The organism is Gillisella terrae (genome assembly GCF_004801395.1).
Taxonomy (GTDB): domain Bacteria; phylum Pseudomonadota; class Alphaproteobacteria; order Rhizobiales; family Rhizobiaceae; genus Allorhizobium; species Allorhizobium terrae.
On sequence record NZ_SSOA01000003.1, the window covers coordinates 198,075 to 222,161 of the forward strand.

26 protein-coding genes are annotated in these 24,087 nt (G+C 52.5%); 20 read left to right on the forward strand and 6 right to left on the reverse strand.

The genetic code is table 11. The annotated features are described in order from the left end of the window. Positions 1 to 59: 59 nt before the first annotated feature. The 6 genes from E6C51_RS08155 to motA all read right to left on the reverse strand — a co-directional run bounded on the left by E6C51_RS08155 (position 60) and on the right by motA (position 5,440). The gene (locus E6C51_RS08155; RefSeq protein ID WP_146931899.1) at positions 60 to 503 is read right to left on the reverse strand and encodes a hypothetical protein; all 444 of its coding nucleotides are present in this window, start codon (positions 501 to 503) and stop codon (positions 60 to 62) included. A gap of 5 nt (positions 504 to 508) precedes the next feature. Then, positions 509 to 1,594 carry a flagellar biosynthesis protein FlhB gene (flhB, locus tag E6C51_RS08160; protein WP_146931897.1) on the reverse strand — a complete coding sequence of 362 codons (1,086 nt, stop codon included), beginning with the start codon at positions 1,592 to 1,594 and terminating at the stop codon, positions 509 to 511. A gap of 253 nt (positions 1,595 to 1,847) precedes the next feature. Continuing rightward, positions 1,848 to 2,894: a flagellar motor switch protein FliG gene (gene fliG, locus E6C51_RS08165; RefSeq protein WP_146931895.1), complete on the reverse strand. Its 1,047-nt coding sequence runs from the start codon at positions 2,892 to 2,894 to the stop codon at positions 1,848 to 1,850. Between the two features lie 29 nt (positions 2,895 to 2,923). Further along, the gene (gene fliN / locus E6C51_RS08170; protein WP_190235624.1) at positions 2,924 to 3,547 is read right to left on the reverse strand and encodes a flagellar motor switch protein FliN; all 624 of its coding nucleotides are present in this window, start codon (positions 3,545 to 3,547) and stop codon (positions 2,924 to 2,926) included. Positions 3,548 to 3,611: 64 nt separating this feature from the next. Next, positions 3,612 to 4,565, reverse strand: coding sequence for a FliM/FliN family flagellar motor switch protein (locus E6C51_RS08175; RefSeq protein ID WP_407920788.1), 954 nt, complete (start codon positions 4,563 to 4,565; stop codon positions 3,612 to 3,614). Beyond that, positions 4,562 to 5,440: a flagellar motor stator protein MotA gene (motA, locus tag E6C51_RS08180; RefSeq protein ID WP_146931889.1), complete on the reverse strand. Its 879-nt coding sequence runs from the start codon at positions 5,438 to 5,440 to the stop codon at positions 4,562 to 4,564. The genes E6C51_RS08175 and motA overlap by 4 nt, the downstream gene beginning before the upstream one ends. 303 nt (positions 5,441 to 5,743) lie before the next feature. Here motA and flgF point away from each other — a divergent pair, with 303 nt between their 5' ends. The 20 genes from flgF to E6C51_RS08280 all read left to right on the forward strand — a co-directional run bounded on the left by flgF (position 5,744) and on the right by E6C51_RS08280 (position 24,050). Further along, on the forward strand, positions 5,744 to 6,478 hold the full coding sequence (gene flgF, locus E6C51_RS08185) for a flagellar basal-body rod protein FlgF (protein ID WP_190235626.1): 735 nt from the start codon (positions 5,744 to 5,746) through the stop codon (positions 6,476 to 6,478). A 21-nt stretch (positions 6,479 to 6,499) separates the two neighbouring features. Further along, a complete protein-coding gene (gene fliI / locus E6C51_RS08190) occupies positions 6,500 to 7,885 on the forward strand; it encodes a flagellar protein export ATPase FliI (RefSeq protein WP_146931885.1) in 1,386 nt (461 codons plus the stop codon). Beyond that, positions 7,875 to 8,450: a flagellar protein gene (locus E6C51_RS08195; RefSeq protein ID WP_407920781.1), complete on the forward strand. Its 576-nt coding sequence runs from the start codon at positions 7,875 to 7,877 to the stop codon at positions 8,448 to 8,450. Before fliI ends, E6C51_RS08195 begins: the two co-directional genes overlap by 11 nt. A 443-nt stretch (positions 8,451 to 8,893) precedes the next feature. After that, a complete protein-coding gene (flgB, locus tag E6C51_RS08200; RefSeq protein ID WP_146931883.1) occupies positions 8,894 to 9,289 on the forward strand; it encodes a flagellar basal body rod protein FlgB in 396 nt (131 codons plus the stop codon). 3 nt (positions 9,290 to 9,292) lie between these two features. Then, complete coding sequence (gene flgC / locus E6C51_RS08205) at positions 9,293 to 9,730, forward strand: flagellar basal body rod protein FlgC (RefSeq protein WP_146931881.1); 438 nt, start codon at positions 9,293 to 9,295, stop codon at positions 9,728 to 9,730. Continuing rightward, entirely contained in the window at positions 9,727 to 10,104 is a 378-nt protein-coding gene (locus E6C51_RS08210; RefSeq protein ID WP_146931879.1) for a flagellar hook-basal body complex protein FliE, read from the forward strand. The genes flgC and E6C51_RS08210 overlap by 4 nt, the downstream gene beginning before the upstream one ends. Before the next feature lie 19 nt (positions 10,105 to 10,123). Beyond that, positions 10,124 to 10,915 (forward strand): flagellar basal-body rod protein FlgG, encoded by a 792-nt coding sequence (gene flgG, locus E6C51_RS08215; protein WP_146931877.1) that lies wholly within the window; start codon positions 10,124 to 10,126, stop codon positions 10,913 to 10,915. A 17-nt stretch (positions 10,916 to 10,932) separates the two neighbouring features. After that, on the forward strand, positions 10,933 to 11,418 hold the full coding sequence (gene flgA / locus E6C51_RS08220; protein ID WP_190235627.1) for a flagellar basal body P-ring formation chaperone FlgA: 486 nt from the start codon (positions 10,933 to 10,935) through the stop codon (positions 11,416 to 11,418). Then, complete coding sequence (locus tag E6C51_RS08225) at positions 11,415 to 12,530, forward strand: flagellar basal body P-ring protein FlgI (RefSeq protein WP_146931873.1); 1,116 nt, start codon at positions 11,415 to 11,417, stop codon at positions 12,528 to 12,530. Before flgA ends, E6C51_RS08225 begins: the two co-directional genes overlap by 4 nt. A 41-nt stretch (positions 12,531 to 12,571) precedes the next feature. Next, positions 12,572 to 13,057, forward strand: a complete 486-nt coding sequence (locus E6C51_RS08230; protein ID WP_230987173.1) for a MotE family protein — start codon at positions 12,572 to 12,574, stop codon at positions 13,055 to 13,057. After that, the gene (gene flgH, locus E6C51_RS08235) at positions 13,054 to 13,767 is read left to right on the forward strand and encodes a flagellar basal body L-ring protein FlgH (protein WP_146931867.1); all 714 of its coding nucleotides are present in this window, start codon (positions 13,054 to 13,056) and stop codon (positions 13,765 to 13,767) included. The genes E6C51_RS08230 and flgH overlap by 4 nt, the downstream gene beginning before the upstream one ends. Positions 13,768 to 13,948: 181 nt before the next feature. Then, positions 13,949 to 14,476, forward strand: a complete 528-nt coding sequence (locus tag E6C51_RS08240; protein WP_146931865.1) for a flagellar basal body-associated FliL family protein — start codon at positions 13,949 to 13,951, stop codon at positions 14,474 to 14,476. Continuing rightward, positions 14,473 to 15,210 (forward strand): flagellar type III secretion system pore protein FliP, encoded by a 738-nt coding sequence (gene fliP / locus E6C51_RS08245; protein ID WP_190235628.1) that lies wholly within the window; start codon positions 14,473 to 14,475, stop codon positions 15,208 to 15,210. The genes E6C51_RS08240 and fliP overlap by 4 nt, the downstream gene beginning before the upstream one ends. Positions 15,211 to 15,742: 532 nt before the next feature. After that, positions 15,743 to 16,702, forward strand: a complete 960-nt coding sequence (locus E6C51_RS08250; protein ID WP_146931861.1) for a flagellin N-terminal helical domain-containing protein — start codon at positions 15,743 to 15,745, stop codon at positions 16,700 to 16,702. A gap of 295 nt (positions 16,703 to 16,997) precedes the next feature. After that, the gene (locus E6C51_RS08255; protein ID WP_146931859.1) at positions 16,998 to 17,957 is read left to right on the forward strand and encodes a flagellin N-terminal helical domain-containing protein; all 960 of its coding nucleotides are present in this window, start codon (positions 16,998 to 17,000) and stop codon (positions 17,955 to 17,957) included. A 325-nt stretch (positions 17,958 to 18,282) separates the two neighbouring features. Beyond that, positions 18,283 to 18,669, forward strand: coding sequence for an IS200/IS605 family transposase (gene tnpA / locus E6C51_RS08260; protein ID WP_190235629.1), 387 nt, complete (start codon positions 18,283 to 18,285; stop codon positions 18,667 to 18,669). 488 nt (positions 18,670 to 19,157) lie between these two features. After that, on the forward strand, positions 19,158 to 20,117 hold the full coding sequence (locus tag E6C51_RS08265; RefSeq protein WP_146931857.1) for a flagellin N-terminal helical domain-containing protein: 960 nt from the start codon (positions 19,158 to 19,160) through the stop codon (positions 20,115 to 20,117). Positions 20,118 to 20,413: 296 nt separating this feature from the next. Next, positions 20,414 to 21,376, forward strand: coding sequence for a flagellin N-terminal helical domain-containing protein (locus E6C51_RS08270; protein ID WP_146931855.1), 963 nt, complete (start codon positions 20,414 to 20,416; stop codon positions 21,374 to 21,376). 740 nt (positions 21,377 to 22,116) lie between these two features. After that, complete coding sequence (locus E6C51_RS08275) at positions 22,117 to 22,767, forward strand: GTPase (RefSeq protein WP_146931853.1); 651 nt, start codon at positions 22,117 to 22,119, stop codon at positions 22,765 to 22,767. After that, on the forward strand, positions 22,764 to 24,050 hold the full coding sequence (locus E6C51_RS08280; RefSeq protein ID WP_190235630.1) for a MotB family protein: 1,287 nt from the start codon (positions 22,764 to 22,766) through the stop codon (positions 24,048 to 24,050). Before E6C51_RS08275 ends, E6C51_RS08280 begins: the two co-directional genes overlap by 4 nt. Positions 24,051 to 24,087: the final 37 nt, after the last annotated feature.

Genomic DNA, 24,087 nt, shown 5'->3' on the forward strand with positions numbered 1-24,087 from the left:
AGGTTTGTCAGGGAAAGTGGACTCCGGCTTTCCCGAAAATACAAACGAAAACAGAGGCTCTAAGCGACAAAGGTTGGTGCTGGCAAATTCGGTACAAACCGGGCTTCATTCAGCCTTTGCGCCAGAAAGTCTGTGTTTTGATTCGGATCGTCATGAGGATTCTGGAAGGATATATGGTTGATTTCCAGTCCAGCCTTGTCATGGCTCAGCACAAGCTTGGCATAGATCGTAATGTCACGAGGTTTGATTTCCAAATCAAGCGACACTTCCGGCATTTCGCCCCAATCACATTTATAGTCACCGCCAGCGCCAAAATTAACCGTACCGGGATGGAAGTATAGTTCCGCGGCCGACGAAACAAGGTCAGAAATATTGCCCAAGTAATCGAACCGTAGAAAAGATATTAAATCTGCCGCATCTAATAAACGCAACTCAGACGCGATTGGACTAAGGAATTCAGCAACTAATTTCTCACGATCTGTGGTATATTTGCATTTTTTCATGTGCTTTAGCTTAATCGCCTCTTTTTCTTAGCTTCGGCAGCGTACATTCTCTGAACGATTTCTGCTACAGCTCGGTAGAATATTGGTGGGATGACACTATCTACTGAGACTTGCGCAAACATGGAGCGGGCAAGCGGCGGGTCTTCAAAAATCGGGATATCGTTTTCGCGGGCGACTTCGCGAATCTTCAGCGCAATCAGGTCCTGGCCTTTTGCAAGCACCATTGGCGCATCCATTTCCTCTCGCACATAACGCAGCGCCACGGCAAAATGGGTGGGGTTGGTAATCACCATTGTGGCGCGTGGCACGCTGGCAATCATGCGTCGGCGCGCCTGATCACGCTGGGCTGAACGCTGCCTTGACTTGATCAGCGGATCACCCTGAGATTGCTTGTGTTCGTCTTTCACTTCCTGCTTTGTCATGCGCAATTTCTGATACCAGTCATAGCGCGTCCATGCCAAATCTACCGCCGTCAGCAAGCCGGTCGAAAACAGAATGATGATCAGCATTTCCTTGATGATTGATGTCAGCTTGACGAAAATCACTTGCGGATCGGAGAACATGGCGTCGAGCGTGGCGAAATATTCTTTGCGCAACGAAACGAACATGATGATCGCCACAATGACAATCTTGAACAGGGATTTCCCAAATTCAATCATGCCGGTAACGGAAAACAAACGGCCAAACCCTGCCTTGATCGAAATGCGCGATGCCTGGGGAGCGATTCGGTTCAAAACAAAGCCCGGCAGATGCTGGGCAAAGGATTGTGTAAGGCCAAAGACCATGAACAAGATAAGTGCCGGGGCAAGCAGGGCTGCCATGGACCAGCCAAGATGCACGAAAAGCGACATCACATCAGGGCCGGTGCCAATCAGCCATTGATCCGGCTTTTCAAACAGATCGCGCAGCGTGTTGTACATTTTCGACATGCCCTCGGGCAGAAAGAAAACGAAATAAATGTAGAAGGCCAGCGTTGTTGCAAAGAATGCGGCTTCTCTGGAAACAGGGATATCGCCCTTTTCCATCGCGTCTCGGATTTTTTTCTCCGAGGGGTCTTCTGTTTTACTGTCTTTATCCTCGTCGTCTGCCACGTTTTGACCCCTCTTTTATAGGCGGCAACGCACCGATTTTTGCGGACGCCGGAGACGTATCAAGTAATTTTACTGCCTAAGGCCTTAAACCGGCACCGATTTAAGGAGAAAATTATGCAGCAGATTAAAAGTGTTACAGCGTCCTGTTGTCTGGACACAGAAAAGGCCGCAGAACACAGCGTAACGCTGTCTTCTGCGGCCTTCAACCATTTCTGCTAAAGAACGATGAGCTCTTCGGGTTTGTGCACAGACGTTATGCTGCGGCTTCGCCTTCTTTGGCGGCTTCTGTCTCTTTCAACTGAATCTGGCCAGCATTGGCGAGACGAATCGCTTCCTGCGCCACGGCCCGCCGCGCGATGGCGATTTCTCTTGGATTGGTGCCTGCTGTTCCGGCCTGGAGATCGGATTCGATCATGCGGCGAGAGCGAGGGCTGATCGCACTCAGGACGCACTCGCGAATGTCCATAGGAGCTCCTCTGAGCGCCATGGTCAGAATATCGCCGGAGATGTCGTTGAGAAGCAGAACGCGGCTTCGCTGCGGCATGACCAGCAGATCCTCGAAGAGGAAGATCTTTGGACGAACCTTGGTTGCCGATTCCTTGCTGATCGATTCGAGCGAGTCCAGCAGGGTTTCGACCTGTGGCTTGTCGAGTTCGTTCATCAGTTCGGCCACCTTGGCGGTACCGGTCGAGTTGCGCTCGGCGTCAATTTCGCCAATCAGTTCCACCACCCGGTTTTCAATGATCTGGGCGGCCTGAGCGCTGACGTTTTTCAGGTTGACCGTACGGTTCATAATGTCAGCCCGGCGGCTGTCAGGCAGCTTGATCAGAACCTTTGCACCAAAGGACGATGGCAGCATGGAGAGAATGTAAGCCACGGTCTGAGGATGTTCGCGCAACAGGAAATTGGCGATAAAGTCAGGATCTGCATCCTGCAAGCGGTCCCAGATCGACGTCTCGAATGCCTGAAAGGCAGCGCGGCGGCCGAGAAGGCCGTCGACTTCTTCCGGGGTCAGGCCTTCTTCGAGAATTTCCTCAATGGCTTTGGCGTTGTCCATCAGACCTGCACCTTCGGTGAACAGGTCTTCGAATTCATTGACAAGTTCTGCCAATTCATCCGGCGGAATGGTGCGCAGGGTTTGCGCCGAGTTGATGATTGATTGCAACTCGGCCTGGGTGAAGTATTTCAGCAGTTTTCCGGCCACACCTTTTCCCATGGCCAGCAGCACCGCTGCGGCCTTGTCTGTCGGGCTAAGGGGCTTTCCTGCAACAGGGCCGCCAAAATCGTCAAAGTCCATCATGGTCTTTCCTCTCTGACCCAGTCAGCGGGTCAGGACGTCTTGCTGGTCATCACTTCAATCAGTTTCACACCGAATCGCGTATCATCATTTTCGAGAACTGTAATCTCACCACGGCCGATACGTCGACCATTTACCATGATCTCCACAGGCTCGCCGATCTTTTTATCCAGAGCTATGATGGCCCCTTCTTCAAGATTCATCAAGCCCGCAACGGGCATACGGCTGGTGCCAAGTACAATCTGGACATCAATCGGAATGTCCATGATCAGGCCGAGATTGGCTTCCAGAGCGCTGCCGGGGGCCTGTGGAGCAGAGCCTGCATCATCGATGCCGCCGAAGCTTGCGCCCGCACTATCGCTGCCAAAATCGCTGGTACCGAAGTCACCGCCACCGAAATCACCGCCACCAAGGCCCGTATCTGCGGTGCCACCGCCGAAGTCGCTGTCAAAATCTGACAGGCCGCCGGCTGTATCGCCACCGAAATCGCCGCCGATGTCGGAGCCGAAATCCGAACCGCCAAAATCAGCCAACGGATCGTCGCCGCCGCTTTTCAAAACGCCACGCAGATCGTCGATCGCCTGATCAAGATCGGCGTCGCCTGCCGGCATTGCCAGCGCATCATCTTCGCTCAAGGGTGTTTTGTTCGTAGCCATGCAATCATTATTCCTGTTGAAACTTGCCTCAACCTGCAGTGTTGTTCACTGCGGGGAAAAATTGTCATTTTATAAGATGACGCAGAATCTCGTTATCAGAGCTATGGGTGGATTTTATTCGGACCGTGTATTGATCACCCGCTCGCCCGAATTCACAGGCGTAGAGCTCTTTGCCATTGGCGCTGACGTCAACGGTTATATCGCCTTTTTCCAGAAAAGGAATGACATCACCGACAGCCAACCTGGAAACCGTATTCAAGCTCAGTGATTCCAGACTCACGCGGGCTTCCAGCGTGACCTGGCTTTTGCGCACCTGAATAGCCAGTTGCTCGGCCCATTCCTTGCGTGCCTTGGAAACCTGGCCCTTTGACTTTGGTGCCGTGACTTGCGTTTTCAAAAGTGCTTTTTGGGGAATGACAAGGCCAAAATCGGAGGTGATCTTGCCGAGCTTGACACTCATGTGGATAAAGGCACCGTATTCGTCAGCGTCATCCTTGTCTGGCTTTGGTCGGCTTTCCCAATTGTGGGGCCGCTCAAAAATAGGCTCAAATCCGCCAGGAGCATTGACGCCAGAGCGCAAGACGTTGGCAAAACGCTCAAACAGCATCACAGCCAGATCGATCTCGATGTTCGAGAGCGGGCGCTTGATGGGTTCGGCGATGAACTCGGCTTGCGCGCCCAGCAAGGTTTCCATCAGGGTGATGACAAAGCCATTGCCGCAGACCATGACGAAATTTGGGGACCAGTTGCGCAGCGCCGTATCCGCGAGCACATAATTGTCGCCCAGATCTGCAATCAGGTCGCGCATTAGGCCAGTTTTGTGGCCAAGATAGCCAACTTCAATGGTCAGGTTGGTTTCGCTGTGAAAAACATCCGGCAGAAATTCGCTGTAAAGCGTGCCAAAATCCTGGCACAGCTTTTCAACAGTGGCACGATCGCCCAATCCGCCCGTAAGCCGGGCGAGGAGGGCTGGATCCAGAGGTTTGACAGTGTGCTGTTTGTTCTCAGTCATGGTCAGGCTGCCTTTTCGCCACCACCGCCACCGGGGTTCATCATTTCCTGCTCTACGGCGTCAATGGAAGGACGCTCATAAGAGGAGATTGTCTTGCGGCCATACTCCAGCGCAACCTGCGGCACAGAGCCATTCATATAGGCCAGCAATGTCTGTTTTACGATGATATAGAGACGGTGTTGTTTGGTGCGAACAATTTTGATTTGGGATGTCAGAGGATTGACCACGCAATAAGACAAAAGAATACCCAGCATGGTTCCCACCAGAGCGGCACCAATCAACTCACCCAGCACGGCCGGTGGTTCGTTGATGTAGCTGAGCGCCTTGATAACCCCAAGAACCGCCGCCACGATACCGATGGCCGGAAAGCTGTCGCCAACCGCGGTGAGCTGATGATAGGGCTTCATTTTGTCGTGCAGGATGGTGTTGATTTCTTCATCCATCAGCGCTTCAATTTCGTGGCTGCGGGCATTGCCGATGATAATCAGGCGAACATAGTCACAAATGAAGGCTGTCAATTCGGTGTTTTTGAGCAGGTTCGGCGCGGTCTGGAAAATGGATGATTCGGCAGGATTGTCGATATGGGCTTCGATTTCGTTGCGTGATTTGGTTCGCAAGTCGCGCATGAGCGAATAGAGTACACCCAGAACATCCAGATAATTGCGTTCCTTCGGCACTTTATGGGCGAAGGCTTCAGCGATTGCCTTGCCCGAATCCTTCACCACTTTCATGGTGTTGGCCATGATGAAGGTACCGACACCAGCACCACCAATAACCAGCAATTCATAGGGCTGGAACAGTCGCTCGACCGGGCCATGCTCTGCCATGAAGCCGCCGATAATACTGCCGACGATAATAACAAATCCGATAACGATGATCATGTTGGGCCTGCATCCGCACGTTTCTCTATCGTTGTAACCGATAAGTAGTCTGCCTTGCGTGAAGCTGATGAATAAGGCGGTGCTGAATTATTGTCGAGCAGACAGTTTCGCGCAAGTAATGGCATGTATTTCTCGTCTCCAAACAACGGTCATCCACGTACCTTGATGGAGGCGAGCAACCGTGACGGAGCGCAGAACACTTGATGCTTGGGCAAACGGCATGATTCCGTTGACCTTGCACTGTTCAGTGAAGGTCATGCCTGCTGGTCTTGTTGGTCACCCAAGACTCGGAGGTAGCATCTGATGCAATCTGGAATGTATGTTTCGCTGTCAGCACAGCGCGCACTGGACAAGCGTCTCACAACCATTGCCGATAATATGGCCAATGTGAACACGGTTGGCTTTCGGTCAACGGAAGTCAAGTTTGATGATATCGTTGCGCGCACTGGCAATGAAATGAATGCCAAGGTGGCCTTCGTTTCGCAGGGTAATGATTACCTCAATACCGAAACCGGTGAATTGAAGGAAACAGGCAACACTCTGGATTTTGCTGTCAAAGGCGATGCCTGGATGGCGTTGGAGACACCAGCCGGTCAGGTTTTAACCCGCGATGGCCGATTTAATCTCACAACCAACGGCGAGCTTATCTCCGTGAAAGGCTATCCGGTTCTGGATGTGGGTGGCGGGCGGATCCAGCTTGATCCGAATGGTGGTGAAGCAGGCGTCGCAAGAGACGGCACGATTGTTCAAGACGGCAGGACGGTAGGCAAGATCGGTCTTTTCACGGCAGATATTTCCAAAGGGTATCTGCGTTATGACAATAGTGGTGTCAAAACTACGCAAGCGCCGCAGCCAGTGGTGGATGATCCCACTGTCGGTATTTTGCAAGGCTATGTTGAACAGTCAAATGTGAATGGCATCAGCCAGATGACCCAGCTTATCCAGGTCAGCCGCGCGTTCGAGAGCATTTCGAACTCGATGAGCCAGTCCGAGACCAACATGAATGAAGCGCTCAAGACGCTCGGCGGCAGCAAATAATCATGATTGGGTGCCTTTGCGATGAATGCTGAATTTACCCCCCAGATTTCGAAGAATACCAGATTGGCGGCCATGGCAGCCTTGGCAGAGCGTTATGCCAAGGCCGAAAATTCCGTGGCCCATGGGGGGCATGTACGCACCATTGCAGCCGGGCATTATACGGTTGCGGGCCTGTCGAGGCATTTGCATCTGGGCGATTTTGTTGCCCACCGAAGTGCAACAGGCATTCATCTGGGGGAAGTGGTGCGGGTCGAGCCGGAGCTGGCCTATGTCTGTCCGATTGAGCCAGGCGAGCCCATTGCCATCGGCGATACGGTTATTCGCAAAGGGGCTTTTCGGGTCGCGGCCCAAGACAGCTGGTGCGGTCGCACCATCAATGCCCTTGGTGATCCCATTGATGGCCTGGGGCCTTTGGCCTCCGGTCTGGTCCGGCGTTCGATTTCCAACACGGCACCTTCTTCCATGGGACGTATGCGAGTCGAAACCGGCTTTAGAACCGGTGTGAAAGCCGTTGATATTTTCTCTCCGCTTTGCCTTGGCCAGCGCCTTGGCGTTTTCGCTGGCTCAGGCGTTGGTAAATCCACCTTGCTGTCCATGCTGGCGCGTGCGGATGCCTTTGACAAGGTGGTGATCGCGCTGGTGGGCGAACGTGGTCGCGAAGTGCGCGAGTTCATTGAAGATACGCTCGGCTCCAACATGGCCAAGACGGTTGCTGTGGTGGCAACCAGCGATGAAAGCCCGATGCTGCGCAAAATGGCCCCTTTGACCGCCATCACCATTGCAGAACATTTCCGCGATCAGGGCGAAAACGTCTTGTTCATCGCCGACAGTATTACCCGTTTTGCCCATGCCATTCGCGAAGTGGCAACGGCGGCTGGTGAGCCTCCGATTGCCCGTGGTTTTCCGGCGTCCGTGTTCACCGAATTGCCCCGCCTTTTGGAGCGGGCAGGCCCCGGCGAAGAGGGAACAGGCACAATTACGGCGATTATTTCGATTCTGGTGGATGGCGACAATCACAACGATCCGATCGCAGATTCCACGCGCGGCATTCTGGACGGCCACCTTGTGCTCGATCGCAGTCTGGCCGACGAGGGGCGCTATCCGCCGATCAATCCCTTATCGTCGATTTCGCGTCTTGCCCGCAAGGCATGGACGCCCGATCAGGAAAGATTGGTCTCGCGTTTGAAAACGCTCATTCACCGCTTTGAAGAAACGCGCGACCTTCGCCTCATCGGCGGTTATCGTGCAGGCAGCGACCCGGATCTCGATATGGCGATCAAACAGGTCCCTGTTCTGTATGAAGTTTTGAAGCAAACCCCGTCCGACCTGCCGGTTATGGATGCTTACGCTGACCTTGCCAACGCCTTGAAGGCCGCCAATAGTCCAGGATACCACGATGCAAGATGAGCCTGATCTGCGCGATTCCGACGCCGATGAACCTGTGGCACCTCCTGAAAAGCCTGCGGGCCGATCTTCCGTGCTCGTGGACAGGTTGCTGGCCACGACAGGTGTTTGCCTGGCTTTTGGCTCGGCAATTTTCCCCTGGTATGTCTTTCTGAACCCGGACAAATTCGGCTTTGGCTCGGAATCGCTTAACAATGGCCGTGATCTGTCGCTGGTGGAAGCACGGAATGTCTTCAGTGTCTCGCCACTGGCTTTGATCTCCAAGGAAAAGAAGGAGCCTAAGCTCCCGGACAACTTGGACCAGATCAAAACGGCGACCGTGTCAAACGTCGGGCAGACGGCGAAAGAGGCGATGCCTGCCAAGGTTGAGCAGCCGTTTCCGGGGGCTGAAGCATTCCGGTTGCTTCATGTTGCCAATGGCCGCGCGTTGATCGAAGATGCCTCTGGCATGTTCATGGTCAAGGTCGGCTCCATTCTGCCTGACAACAGCAAGGTGGCGGTGTTGGAAAAGCGAGATGGGCAGTGGGTGATTGTTACCAGCGATGGCGCAATCTATAAAAACCAGTAGGGCAATCCTGCCGACCGCACCGCGCGCCATAATGGGCGCACAAAGCGAACAACGCCGCAGATGTCTGCGGCGTTTTGCATTTCAGGGTTGCTGCATAATTCGTTAAATCGGAGTGGATTTGAGGAGAAAAATTATGCAGCAGATAAAAAGCGTTACAGCATCCTTTGTGCACCCTATATGGCGCACGCTGCTGTAAGCACACCTCGCTTTTTCAGACATGAATACAGGATCGCAAGGGCTTGATCGACCACGCCTCAAGAAACCGGTATTTGTGAAATATCTATCTGAAATTATTGAATTATTTTTATTGTATTTTGCCGCTCATCGCAATGAGATCCGTCATTATTTCAGGCAATTTGCATTCTCATAAAATGGCAGGTTTTTCCGTAAGTCCCACGCAAGATTACCAGCCTATTCTCCACAGTGTAAATTGGAGAAAAGCTATGCAACCGATACAACTTTTTGACTTGGCATCACGGCAGGCTGAATGGCTTTCCCTGCGTCAGGAAGTCGTTGCCAGTAACATTGCCAATGCCAATACGCCGAAGTTTGCCGCGAAGGACATTACGCCCTTCAAAGCGGTTCTGGACAGTAGCCAACAAATTGGAATGGCACGTACCAACCCCAATCATTTTGCCTCCAGCGACCTGAGCACCGACCTCAATGTTGACGTGCACGATGCACCTTTGAACGACGAGATCGGACGTCAGGTATCGGGTAACTCCGTCTCGCTGTCGGACGAAATGATCAAAATGGGCGAAATCCAGCGCCAACACCAACTTAACACCAGCCTCGTCAGTAGTTTCAATCGCATGATGCTGATGACTGTAAAGAGGTAAACCATGGATTCTGTGACTGCTACCGATCCGTTGTCGGCCGCCTTGAAAATAGCTGGCGGCGGGCTTGATGTGCAATCGACGCGTCTGCGGATTGTGTCTGAAAATATTGCCAATGCCCAGAGCACTGGCGACACCCCCGGTGCCGACCCTTATCGCCGCAAAACCATTACGTTTGGCTCTGAACTGGATCGCGCCTCTGGCGCAGACATCGTCAAGGTCAAAAAGCTTGGTTTCGACAAGTCGAATTTCACAGAAACCTACGACCCCAGCAATCCGGCTGCCGATTCGAAGGGCTATGTGAAAATGCCCAATGTGAACGTTCTGATCGAGATGGCGGACATGCGCGAAGCCAATCGCTCCTATGAAGCGAACCTGCAATCGGTACGTCAGACCAGAGATTTGATTTCCTCCACACTAGACCTGTTGAAGAGCTCACAATGATTGATTCTATCGGAAAAATGAGCTCGCTGACCAAGTCGAGCAGCATGAGCGGTATCGGCGGTGAAAGCTCAAGCACATCCTCGATTTCCGGCGGCATGTCTGATCTGGGCATGCAAGGCGTTACCCAGGCCGGCACCACACCGGGCACCGCCACAGGCGTCAGCTTTGGCGAGGTGATTGGTGGGATGATGACGGATGCCGTCAAAAATTTGCGAACAGCTGAATCCAACTCTGTTGGCGGTATGTTGGGCAAGGTCAGCACACGTGAGGTCGTGGATTCCATGATGTCCGCGGAGCGGTCTTTGCAGACCGCCATCACACTGCGCGACAAGATCGTGTCGGCCTATCTCGATATCACCAAAATGCAGATTTAACCCTCTAGGAACGTAGCACATGAGAGCTCTTGCAATTGCCGCAACAGGCATGAATGCCCAGCAGACCAACCTTGAGGTGATCTCCAACAACATCGCCAACATCAATACGACCGGCTTTAAAAAGTCGCGTGCTGAGTTTTCGGATCTGCTTTACCAAAGCGAAAAGGCCGTTGGGGTTGCAAATCGTGCCAATCAATCGACTGTGCCAGAAGGTGCAAACATTGGTCTTGGTGTGCAGACGGCAGCGGTGCGCACGCTTGATAAGCAGGGCGAATTGACACAAACGTCAAACGAACTGGATGTGGCGATTGTTGGTCGTGGCTATATTCAGGTGCAAAGCCCGGACGGCAATAACACCCTCTATACGCGCGCCGGTGCATTGAACAAGGATGCCAATGGCAATTTGGTCACCACCGAAGGTTACCGGATTGTTCCAAACATCACCATTCCGGCCGATGCCACGGAAGTGAAGATCAGCGAAACGGGCACCGTGTCCGTTTTGCAGGGCAACACGGCAACGTATACTGATCTTGGCCAGCTGCAAATTTCGGCTTTCGTGAATCCAGCCGGTTTGAAAGCCATTGGCGACAACCTGTTTCAGGAAACGCCATCGTCTGGCAATCCGATCAACGGTGTTCCAGGCGATCCTGGCTACGGCTATCTGAAACAGGGCTATCTGGAAGCATCCAACGTGGATCCCGTTTCTGAAATCACCAGCCTGATTTCCGCACAGCGCGCTTACGAGATGAACTCCAAAGTCATCACCACCGCTGATGAAATGGCTCAGATTGTCAGTAAAAACCTGAAGTAAACATCAAAGGGGCAGACATGATGTTTCGCCGAATAAACAGAATGTTCAATTTGACGGGGGCGGTCCTCCTGGGCGTGGTGATGGCTATCGTCACCACAGGTCCCGCGTTGGCCGCAGATCGCTTTGCTGTCGTTCCCACGGACATTATTTATCCCGGCGAAGCGATTGCCGACAACAAGCTGCAACTGGTGAAGGTAACCAACCCCAACCTTGGCGGTGGTTACGCGGAAACCCTGTCCGAAGTCACGGGGATGCTCAGCACCAAAACACTGTTGCCCGGCAGAACAATTCCGCTGACCTCTTTGAAAAGACCCTATGCGGTGACGCGCGGCTCAAAACTCCGTCTGGTGGTCAGCATTGGCAATCTGACAATTTCGGCGGGCGGCAGCCCGATGGATGACGCCAATATCGGCGACGTGATTCGTGTGCGCAATCTCGATTCCGGGCAGATCGTGAATGGCACGGTTATGGCCGATGGCACTGTGCAGGTGATGGCAAAATGAGCATCCGGTTTTTACTCTATACAATTTTGACCGGTATGGTGCTGGCTGCGGCCGGAACTGCTGTGGCTCAGGGCTCCCGTATCAAGGATATTGCATCCTTGCAGGCTGGCCGAGACAATCAGTTGATCGGCTATGGTCTGGTTGTTGGCTTGCAGGGCACGGGCGACAGTCTGCGCTCTTCGCCGTTCACGGACCAATCCATGCGCGCCATGCTCCAAAATCTTGGCATCTCGACCCAGGGCGGCCAGTCGGCGGCCAAAAACGTCGCAGCCGTGATGGTCACGGCGACTTTGCCGCCCTTTGCCAGCCCCGGTAGCCGCATTGATGCAACCGTCAGCTCCTTGGGCGACGCAACATCGTTGCGCGGCGGCACGCTGGTCATGACCTCCCTGTCGGGTGCCGATGGGCAGATTTATGCTGTTACGCAAGGCTCTGTTGTTGTGTCGGGCTTTACGGCTCAGGGCCAGGCAGCCACCGTAACCGAAGGTGTCACGACCTCGGGCCGTGTGCCCAATGGCGCGATTATCGAACGGGAACTGCCATCCAGATTCAAGGATTCGGTCAATCTGGTGCTGCAACTGCGCAACCCTGATTTCTCGACCTCGCTTGGCATGGCGCGGCGCATCAACAATTATGCGGCTGCTACCTACGGCGGCCCCATTGCTGAAGCGCGCGATAGCCAGGAAGTGGTGATTCAAAAGCCGAAGACTGCCGATTTGACGCAACTGATGGCAGATATTGAAAATCTGGTTGTGGAAACAGACACGCCTGCAAAGGTGGTGATCAACGAACGCACCGGTACAATCGTGATTGGCGCTGACGTGCGGGTGTCAAAGGTCGCTGTCTCTTACGGCACGCTGACCGTTCAGGTCAACGAAACGCCTCAGGTCGTGCAGCCTCTGCCATTTTCAAATGGGCAAACCGCCATGCAGCCGCAAACAGATATTACGGCCCAGCAAAACGGCGGCAAGGTCGCCATCGTGGATGGACCAGATTTGCGCACGCTGGTGGCGGGCCTCAATAATATCGGCGTAAAGCCCGATGGCATCATCGCGATCCTGCAAGGCATCAAATCTGCCGGTGCCCTTCAAGCGGAGCTTGTTCTTCAATGATCTCTTCTCAGACATCGAAACAGAGTTTTGGCTTTGGTGCTATGGTTTTGGCCTGCGGATTTCTGACGCTTTCGGTTTTGCCGGGTAGCGCCCAGAACGTGGTGCCCCCCGCAAATGCGACAATGGATGACATTCAGCGGTTTTGCACCAACATTGCCGATCCGGCACGCGACCAGCGGTATCTTTTGCAAAAGCAGGATCTTGAGAAACTGCAAGCGCAAGTCGATGAGCGCATCAAAACCCTTGAAGCGCGCAAGGCCGAGTATCAGGATTGGCTGTCGCGCCGCGATGAGTTCATGAAGCGCGCCGAAGTCGGCATTATCGATATTTATAAAAACATGAAGCCGGATGCCGCCGCACCCCAGCTGGAAAAGATCAATCCCATGCTGGCCGCAGCCATTGTGATGAAGCTGCCGCCCAAGCAATCGAGTTTGATCTTTTCCGAAATGGCACCCGACAAAGTGGCTGCGATTGCCTCCATTATGGCCAGCGCCGCTGATCCTACGACCTCAAAGGACCCCTCATGATGAAGCGCAGCGCCGTGGTGTTTTTCGCCGCCATTCTTAGCGGATGCGGAAACCAGACCCTTCAGGAAATTGGCAATGCGCCAGCCATGAGCCCCGTTGGAAGTGGTCTGCGCTATACCCAGGCACCGCAAATGTCCAGCTATCCCAAGCAAAGCAAAGCGGTCAGCAGCGGCTATTCCTTATGGAACGACAATCAGGCGGCCTTGTTTAAGGATTCACGCGCCTTGCACGTGGGTGACTTGCTGACGGTCAACATTCAAATCGCCGATCGGGCGAAATTCAAGAATGATACCTCACGCAGCCGCAAAAACTCGACCTCGTTGAAATTGAAAACGGCGCTGAATATTTTTGGCATCACCGCACCGGCCTCCAGTACGGATTTGAGCACAGACTCCAATTCAAGCTCGGATGGCAAGGGCTCGGTTGATCGTTCGGAAACATTGACCTTGATGGTGGCCGCTGTTGTGACCAGCATTTTGGAAAACGGCAATCTGTTGATCAGTGGTTCGCAGGAAGTGCGGGTCAATCAGGAAATTCGTATTTTGAATGTTGCCGGTATCGTGCGTCCGCAGGACGTGGATTCCAAGAATACGATTTCCTATGAAAAGATCGCCGAAGCCCGTATTTCCTACGGTGGCCGTGGGCGCCTGACCGAGGTTCAGCAGCCTCCGATTGGCCAGCAGGTGGTCGATATGTACTCGCCGTTCTAAAACACTTCCAGGAAAAGTGTGTAACGGTTTTCGGATAAATCCGATGGGACGTCAAAATTGATGTTATCGGTCAGGAGAGGGGCGCAGTCGCTCTCCGGTAAAAAAATTAGAACCACCGTGTGGCGGGGTGCTGTGTGGAGCACGCAGAGCCATCATAGCACATCAGAGACAGGAAAATGTGATGGTTGATCCTTTAGCCTTGGAAGGCCCAAAGAAAAAGGCGTCTCCTGTTTTGCTGATTGCGGCGCTGCTGGGTTTGACAGTGGTCGGGGCAGGCGGAGGCTGGCTGGTGGGAACCATGGTGGCTCCGAAGATCAAAACAGCAAACGAAATTCAGGAAAAAGCAGCGGCAGAGGCTGCAAAAAAAGAGGGTGGCAAGGAAGGCGAGAAGGACAAGGGTGCAATCCCAACGATTCCGGCCGCGGAAAATGGCATTGTGCAGCTGGATCCAATCACCACCAATCTTGCTTATCCCTCGAATAGCTGGGTGAGAATGGAAGTTGCCCTTGTGTTTAATGGTCCGACAGATGTAAAACTTGCGGAAGACATCCAGCAGGACATCATGACCTATATGCGCACAGTGAGCTTGCAACAGATTGAAGGGCCTCGTGGCTTCAATTATTTGAAGGATGACTTGCAAGAGCGCGCAGACCTCCGCTCGGAAGGCCGGGTATCGAGGGTTATGTTCAGGACCTTTGTCATACAATGATTCGATATCTTATTCTGATTGCTGCGATGCTTGCTGTGCCAGAACTGGCGCAGGCGCAGCAGTTTCCGGGAAACCTTTTCGGTGGTCCCGTGGATGGCTCTGCCGCATCATGGATCATTCGCACGTTTGGGCTGCTGACGGTTCTATCGATCGCGCCCGGTATTCTGATCATGGTGACGAGCTTTCCACGGTTCATCATCGCTTTTTCGATTTTGCGATCGGGCATGGGGTTGGCCAGCACGCCTTCCAACATGATCTTGACGAGCCTAGCTCTTTTCATGACTTTTTACGTCATGTCGCCGACCATGGACCAGTCCTGGCGAGAGGGTGTTAAACCCTTGCTGGATAATCAACTGACGGAAACGCAGGCTGTGCCGAAAATGGCAGAGCCTTTTCGCACGTTCATGACCGCAAACACCCGTGACAAAGATCTGCGGCTGTTTGTTGATCTTGCCAATGAGCGTAACCAAAACCCGGTGGTGGACGGCAAAGTTGATTATCGCGTGCTGATCCCCGCCTTCATGCTGTCAGAGATCCGCAGAGGGTTCGAAATTGGCTTTCTGATCATTCTGCCATTTCTGGTGATTGATATGATCGTATCAACCATCACTATGGCGATGGGCATGATGATGCTGCCGCCAACCTCTATCTCTCTGCCCTTTAAAATCCTGTTCTTCGTGCTGATTGATGGCTGGAACCTGCTCGTCGGCAGCCTGGTGCGCTCGTTTCATTGACTGATCGCTCAGGCAAAGGTGAGCGTTGCGCGTGAAATATGGTGCGCAACGCCGTATAGCGTTGCAAGTGCTTCTGACGTGAAGGGGCTTGATTCCCATAGTTTCATTGTCATGCCTGAGCAAAGCCGGTCCTCGCGTTTTTTTGTGAGGCTGCGGAGTGCCAGCCGTTGCTGGCGAGCTTCCTCTGTTCCAATATCGTTAAAGCACAACCTTACGTCTGAGTTATTCCGACGTCGCGGTTGCTTGCGTCATACTGATCACTCGCATCGCAAAAATAGTCAAATTTTCAATGTTTTGTAAACCATAAGCAATGGTAACTCCTCTTGTTATCCCTTAAACGAGGGCTTTAAAGGCTTTTAAGGGTTTCTTAACTAGTTTTATTCAGTTGGTCTTAAACCGCCGCGTGGTTTTGTCATCCTCAGAGGCGAGTTAATATACACTCAGATTAACTGACATGATGTCGATCGCTTCTGTCGGTATACAAGTCCGACATGTCCCTCTTTAATATCTCGTAACCTAAGGGACAGATATCATGACAAGTATCATGACAAACAATTCGGCTATCGGCGCTCTTGCAACATTGCGCTCTATCAACGACAGCCTGGATAAGACGCAGAACGCCATTTCATCTGGCTACAAGGTGAAGGACTCGTCGGACAATGCAGCTTATTGGTCGATTGCGACCACCATGCGTTCTGACAGCAAAGCGATGTCCGCCGTTCAGGACGCGCTCGGCATGGGTTCTGCCAAGACCGACACAGCTTACACCGGTATGAATGCCGCGATTGATGTTGTCAGCACCATCAAGTCCAAGCTGGTTGCAGCCCGCGAACCAGGCGTTGATAAAGACAAGATCAACAAGGAACTGACAGAGCTGAAGAACCAGCTCGGCTCGATCGCCAAGTCTTCCTCGTTCAACGGCGAAAACTGGCTGTATGACAACAGCAACACTGCTGGCACAACTCAGGAAATGGTTGGCTCCTTCGTTCGTGGCAATGACGGCAACGTATCGGTCAAGACGATCACCTTCGACACATCGAAGTCGATGCTGATCAACGACAAGGCTGCGGCTGGCGGCTTGCTCACAGCTGGTACGACTGCAACATATGCAAGCGGCACCACCACAACAACCGGCACCTACTACCTGGTCAAGTCCACGGCTGGTAGCGGTACAGGTACCGAAATTTCGCTGTCGTCCACGACCACCAGCGCAACAATTGATGGCATGGTTGCTTCCGTTGACAAGATGTTGTCGAACATGACGGATGCGGCTGCAACGATTGGTGCAACCAAGAGCCGTATCGATACGCAGTCAAATTTTGCCAAGAATCTGATGGATACGATTCAAGTTGGCGTCGGTAAACTCGTTGACGCTGACATGAATGAAGAATCGACCAAGCTGAAGGCTCTCCAGACACAGCAACAGTTGGGCATTCAGGCACTCTCGATTGCCAATTCCAGCAGCCAGAACATCCTGTCACTTTTCCGTTAATAGGATAAGTGTTCAGTATAACGTAAATGATACGGCCGGATATTTGTCCGGCCGTACTCTTTTTGTTGAATAACTTAAAATTAATTTAAGTTTATTTTTCCTTAATTTATAATATTTTTCCTAAACCTGTTGGTGTAAATAGAAATTTAACCATCCTGGTGTTTATTAGGCTCATCAGAACGGCAGGTTAACTTTTTTAATTATTAGTTAATAGCATGACGCAACATGTCGTTCACCGGGGGAGCGAGCCCGGAATGTCCCTTCAGTTTTTTGTCACATCAAAGGGGCAAGTCCTATGACAAGTATTATGACGAATAATTCAGCTATTGCTGCACTCTCGACAATGCGTTCTATCGCTGAGGATATGGATAAGACGCAGAGCGCGATTTCCTCGGGCTATAAGGTCGAAAAGGCTTCTGACAACGCAGCTTACTGGTCGATTGCAACCACCATGCGTTCTGACAACAAGGCCCTCGGCGCTGTTCAGGACGCGATTGGTCTCGGTGCTGCCAAGACCGATACTGCCTACACCGGTATGAAAGCCGCGATTGATGTTGTCACCGACATCAAGGCCAAGCTGGTTGCAGCCCGCGAACCAGGCGTTGATAAAGACAAGATCAACAAGGAACTGACAGAGCTGAAGAACCAGCTCGGTTCAATCGCCAAGTCTGCTTCGTTTAACGGCGAAAACTGGTTGTATGACAACAGCAACACTGCTGGCACAACTCAGGAAATGGTTGGTTCGTTCGTTCGTGGCAGCGATGGCAACGTTTCGGTCAAGACGATCACCTTCGACACATCCAAGTCGATGCTGATCAACGACAAGGCTTCGGCTGGCGGCCTGCTCACAGCAGGTACGACTGCAACATATGCAAGCGGCACCACCACAACAACCGGCACCTACTACCTGATCAAGTCCACGGCTGGTACCGGTACAGGCACCGAAATCACCCTGACGACAACCACAACGAACAACACCATCGACGGTATGGTCGCTTCTATCGACAAGATGTTGCAGAGCATGACGGACGCGGGTGCAACGATTGGTGCGACCACATCACGTCTCAAGCTTCAGGACAGCTTTATCAAGAACCTGAGCGACACGATCACGACAGGTGTTGGTCGTCTGGTGGATGCCGACATGAACGAGGAATCAACCAAGCTGAAGGCATTGCAGACGCAGCAGCAGCTGGGCATTCAGTCCTTGTCGATTGCCAATTCCAACTCGCAGAACCTGCTGTCGCTCTTCCGTTAATCGGCTGAGTTGCTTCCATGAGGTTAGAAAGGTCACGCGTCAGCGTGGCCTTTTTTGTTATGAAGTAAATAAACCTCCGCCTTCGGTGGAGGACTGGACGTGTTCTACATGGTAGTTGAGAGCGCCTCCACGCTTGGACCGTTACAGCGCCGTGCGCCAAATATGGCGCACAAAGGACGCTGTAACACTTTAAATCTGCTGCATAATTTTCACCTTAAATCGATTCCGATTTAAGGAATTATGCAGTAGATTGGCCGAGACGTAGAACAGAGGTTTTATGGACGAAGGATCTCAAACACACGCGACGTGAGACTCCAAATGCCATGTGGTTTTTGCGAGTAAGTATCGCACGAAACGCCTTTACGCGGACGTGCGGCGAGAATTAGGCGACCTGTTGCATACTCTTGCTCGACAGAAGGGTTGCCGGAATGAGGAAGGCTGCCTGATGCCCGACCATGTACACATGCTGATATCGATCCCGCTGAAGTACTCGGTGTCCCATATTGTGGGCTTTTTGAAGGGCAAGACGGCGATCTCCGTGGCCAACAAGTACGCACGTAAACGCCGCTATAAAGGCTATCATTTTTGGGCGCGGGGATATTTTTTGTCCACGACGGTCTACAATAAGCAGTTCGTCAGACGCTATATCCGTAATCAAGAAAAGGTCGACAACGCTTCCGACTCTGCCGACCTGCTTAACCGTAGCTACTAACACATAGCAAAACCGCTTCTGGCGGTTCAAGCGCAGCGTTTCAAACCTCCACCTCTGGTGTAGGTTGTGGCTTGTCTTGTGTCGAAATGGCGATATCGGTCTGACGGTATGACCGCTGGATAAAGAATCAATGAACCTCCAGATGGAAAAAGCGCCTCCGCCGGACATGCCTTGGTTATTGATTGTTCATTTTTTCGGCCCCATTTTTGAGCGTAGAAGATTTTTGGCGTCCATATTTTTTTGAGTTTGTTGATTTAAATTCCTTTTAAAATCAGAAGTTTAATTATATTTCGTATTTTATTTTCGTTAATCTCTTAACGTTGCTTTCCTGCGTTTAGCGTTTGTTAACCATAATAGTATTTTCTGGCCTCACAAAAGCATTGGGCCGATCAAACAAGCACGATCACGGCGGGCATGAAGCTGACCAATGTTACCGGTACCGATCCGGTCTGTCCCTTCCAATTTCACGACCTTAAGGGGCAAATCTTATGGCAAGTCTGATGACGAACAATTCCGCAATTGCAGCGCTCTCCACCATGCGTTCGATTGCGGCCGATATGGACATGACGCAGGGCCGGATCTCGTCTGGTTTCAAGGTCGAAAAGGCCTCCGATAACGCAGCTTACTGGTCGATTGCGACCACCATGCGTTCTGACAACAAGGCCCTTAGTGCTGTTCAGGACGCGATTGGTCTCGGTGCTGCCAAGACCGATACTGCCTACACCGGTATGAAAGCCGCGATCGATGTTGTTACCGACATCAAGGCCAAGCTGGTTGCAGCCCGCGAACCAGGTGTAGATAAAGGCAAGATCAACAAGGAAATCGTTGAGCTGAAGAACCAGCTGGCCTCTATTTCCAAGTCTGCATCGTTCAACGGCGAAAACTGGCTGTATGACAACAGCAACACTGCTGGCACAACCCAAGAAATGATTGGCTCCTTCGTTCGTGGCAGCGATGGCAACGTTTCGATCAAGACGATCACCTTCGACACATCGAAGTCGATGCTGATCAACGACAAGGCTGCGGCTGGCGGCCTGCTCACAGCTGGTACGACTGCAACATATGCAAGCGGCACCACCACAACAACCGGCACCTACTACCTGATCCAGTCCACGGCTGGTACCGGTACAGGTACCGAAATCGCGCTGTCAACCGCCACCACTGCCGCCGCAATTGATGGTATGGTCGCTTCTATCGATAAGATGTTGCAGACAATGACGGATGCGGGTGCAACGATTGGTGCGACCACATCACGTCTCAAGCTTCAGGACAGCTTTATCAAGAACCTGAGCGACACGATCACGACGGGTGTTGGTCGTCTGGTAGATGCCGACATGAACGAGGAATCAACCAAGCTGAAGGCATTGCAGACGCAGCAGCAGCTGGGCATTCAGTCCTTGTCGATTGCCAATTCCAACTCGCAGAACCTGCTGTCGCTCTTCAAGTAAGGCAAGACCTGCTCTAAAAAGCACCCATATTTGTTTGACATTAAAAAGCCGTGGCGATCGCTACGGCTTTTTTTTGTTTTTTGCCGGCTAGCGCTTGAAAAATTAGGATTTTGTTTATAGTGGTTAAGAAATCAATAATGCCGTTAACCATTCGTTAACCATTTAATGATTAATAATACGTAAATAATGTTGGGTTGGCCACCAGGGCAAAAATGTGGTCGACGTGCATGATGCAAACCAATGTTGCCGGTAAATTTTGAAATCCGGTATGTCCCTTAAACGACTTGGGGCACTCTATGACCAGTATCATGACCAATACAGCCGCAATGGCGGCTTTGCAGACTCTCCGTTCCATCGACGACAATATGCAGACCACGCAGGCGAGGATTTCCTCTGGCTATAAAGTGGCAAATGCATCCGACAATGCCGCCTATTGGTCGATTGCAACGACGATGCGCTCAGACAATAAGGCGCTGGCGACAGTTCAGGACGCGCTGGGGCTTGCAGCATCGAAGGCGGACACAGCTTACACGGGTCTTCAATCATCTGTTGATGTCATCAGCTCGATCAAGTCCAAGCTCGTGGCGGCGCGCGAGCCGGGCGTCGATAAAAACAAGATCAATAAGGAAATTGCCGAGCTGAAAAACCAGCTTCAGTCGATTGCTGAATCAGCGTCTTTCTCGGGCGAGAACTGGTTGTACAACGCATCCACGGCAGCCCCCGGCACGAAGGAAATGGTTGGCTCGTTCAACCGTGCCAGTGATGGTACCGTTTCGGTTACCACCTTGAAATATGATAGCTCCAGCTCGACCCTGATCGACACCAACGATGTCAGCCGTGGTATTCTGACCAAGGGCACTGTTGCCACCTGGGCGTCCGGGACGACCACCACAACCGGCACATATTATCTGCTCAAGGTCGGGTCGGCGACGACAGCCACTGGTACGTTAATTGAAATTTCGAGCACTACAACCAATGCCAACCTGGACGGTATGATTTCAGCTGTCGACACCATGCTGCAAACCCTCACCGATTCGGCATCGACCCTCGGTGCAATCACCAGTCGTATTCAGTTGCAGGACAGCTTCGTCAAAAACCTGAGCGATACGATTGATAAGGGCGTCGGCCGTCTGGTGGATGCGGACATGAATGAGGAGTCCACCAAGATCAAGGCGCTTCAGACACAGCAGCAGCTGGGCATTCAGTCTCTCTCCATCGCCAATACCAACGCGCAGACTATTCTCACGCTGTTCAAGTAAAAGGCGAGGACAACCGGCCGGAGTTGAATCTTTTCCTCTACCGTGCCGCCGGTCATCGGCATTAGGTGGAACTGTTGGACCGCGCACTGCCCTTGCGCGGTCCAACGCCTTTTATACTGCTGCATAATTCCTGAAATCGGAGTAGATTTCAGGAATTATGCAGAAGATTAGAGTTTGTCAGGGAAAAGTGGAATCCGGTTTTCCCGAATAGACAAACTCAAACAAAGAAGTTTAGAGTCTGTCTGGTTCAATCTGAACCTGACAGACTCTAGAAGTGTTACAGCGTCCTTTGCGCGCCATATATGGTGAGAGGCGCTGTAATGCTGAGGCGCTGCAATCCGTTGCGTTATCGGCTCAATCTGTTGCACCGCGCAGGAATGGCATAGTCGCCTGATTTGAAGCCAGTAAGAGCGACAACATTGTTTCAAAAACCAGGCTTACTGGTAGAATAATAGAGATTTTGGGCTGCTCGAAAATCCTCGCGCAAGTTTGACCTCCTAACGTCGAGCGAAGCAAATGACGTTTTTGTTCGGCTTGTGAGGTTCATCGCACGTCAGAGCGATAATGCGCCTACTGTCTATCCTGAAGTCGCGATGGATTTCAGAATGAAGCAGTGGATTTGAAGTTTTACAGCAGCCTTTGTGCGTCATGCGCAGTGTGCGGCGTTGTAGGTAAGAGAGCGTTGCAGCGTTTTGGGGTGTCGCAATTGGCACTTTGCGCTGTTGGCAGGAGAAATGACAATGAGTATGCCGCTGGCCCACTATTTGAAGGATTTCTCTTCGCCCAAGCCGAGCATGCTTGTCTCTGACGCTATGGGTTTTGACGCAGATCCCTTTGGTCTGGATGACGGGCCAACGCTTGAACTGCCGCAACCAGATCCGGTCGATCTGGAGGCCGAGCGCAAACAGGCCTATTCTGAAGGATTCAACGCCGCATCAGAGCAGCTTTCTGCGCAACACGCTGAAGAGATCGCCGAGATTGAAGCGAGATATGCACAACAGCTTCAAGAAAAAGAAGAGGCACATCAGGCAGCTCTTGCACAGGTGATTGCCGAAGGGCTGGAAAAAATAGCAACCGCCATCGCCGAGACCGTTGGTGAGCAGGCGGTGACGGCTGTTGCGCCCTTTTTGGAGGAATCGCTGATTGAGACGGCCCTGCACGATCTTTCGACACTGTTGAAGGAAGCCATTCTTGAGGGGGAGGCCAGCGTCGTCACGGTGCGCGGTCCTGAAGCGCTGTTTGAACGCCTGAGAATGCAGATGGACGGCCACGAAGGTCTTTTGCGCCACATCGATGCGCATGATCTGGATTTGACAGTTGACGTGCAAGACGCCGCGCTTGTTACACGTATTTCGGCTTGGACTGCGAGCCTGAAGAAAGTTCTGGCATGAGCGACGCAGAAAATCATCACCACGGTAAAAACGAAGTCATCATCATCAAGCGTCATGGCGGCGGTGATCATGATGGTGCGCATGGTGGCGCTTGGAAAATTGCCTACGCTGACTTTATGACGGCGATGATGGCCTTCTTTCTGGTGATGTGGCTGGTCAATGCCTCGAACGAGGCCACGAAAGCCTCAGTGGCCAGTTATTTTAACCCGATCAAGCTGTCTGATGAGAAGCCTTCACAACAGGGCAAGAAAAAGCCGGTTGATCAAGCGGAAGGTGAAGAGCAAAAGCAACGCTCTAAAATCAAGGCAGATGAGGCGCAGCTGGGCAAGGCTGCGGCGACCGGCGAAGACATGACCTCCACATCGGGTGACAAGCCGGTTTATTCTGAAGCGGATCTGTTTGAAAATCCCTATTCGGTTCTTGCAGAAATTGCGCAGGAAGTTGGCCAGCAGGCCAATGTCAGCGCGAAGGGCGAGGGTGGTGCCAGTGATTCCGGCCCATCAACCGGTGCCTCTGGCGGTGAGGCCTATCGCGATCCATTTGATCCGGATTTCTGGAGCCAGCAGCGCCAGACGGTTGATGCCAAGCCCGGAAAGCAGACGCCTTCCGATGTCACCATGGTTGAAAAGAACCCCGATGTGGCGTCCGATCCAAATGCCAAAACCGCCGTCTCCAGTGCTGCTGACGTGAGTGCGCAAAACGCCAATGACAAGCAGGCGGTGAAAGGCAACGAGCAGCAGGCCGCTCTTGTCACGCCCAAACCGCGTCCTGATAGCAAAGCGCAACAGGCCCAGGATGAAGCCAAGAAGGCGGATGAGCAAAAGCAGGCCGATGAGCTGAAAGAGCAAATTGTGCAGCAGATGACGGGCGTTGTGGGCAAGCTTGCGGAAGGGTTGATCGTAACCCCTGCCGAAGGTGGTTTGCTGGTGACGTTGAGCGATCAAAATGATGATCAGATGTTCAACATTGGCTCTGCCGTGCCAAGCAAAGAAATGGTGCTGGCGATGGAAAAGATCGGAAAGTTGCTGGCTGAGCGCAAGGGTGCGGTTCTTATTCGAGGCCATACGGATGGCCGGCCGTACAAGGGCCCCGATAATGACAACTGGGGTCTCTCCATGGCGCGTGCGCATGCGGCCTATTACATGCTGGTGCGCGGCGGGTTGAATGAGCAGCGGATTACGCAGGTGTCTGGCTTTGCCGATCGTCGTCTGTTGAAGCCGGATGATCCTTATGCGGCCGCAAACCGCCGTATCGAGATCCTCGTGCAGGGGGATCAGAAGTAAGGTGAGGATCTTCAGCCCATTCCGGCTATCGAAGTTG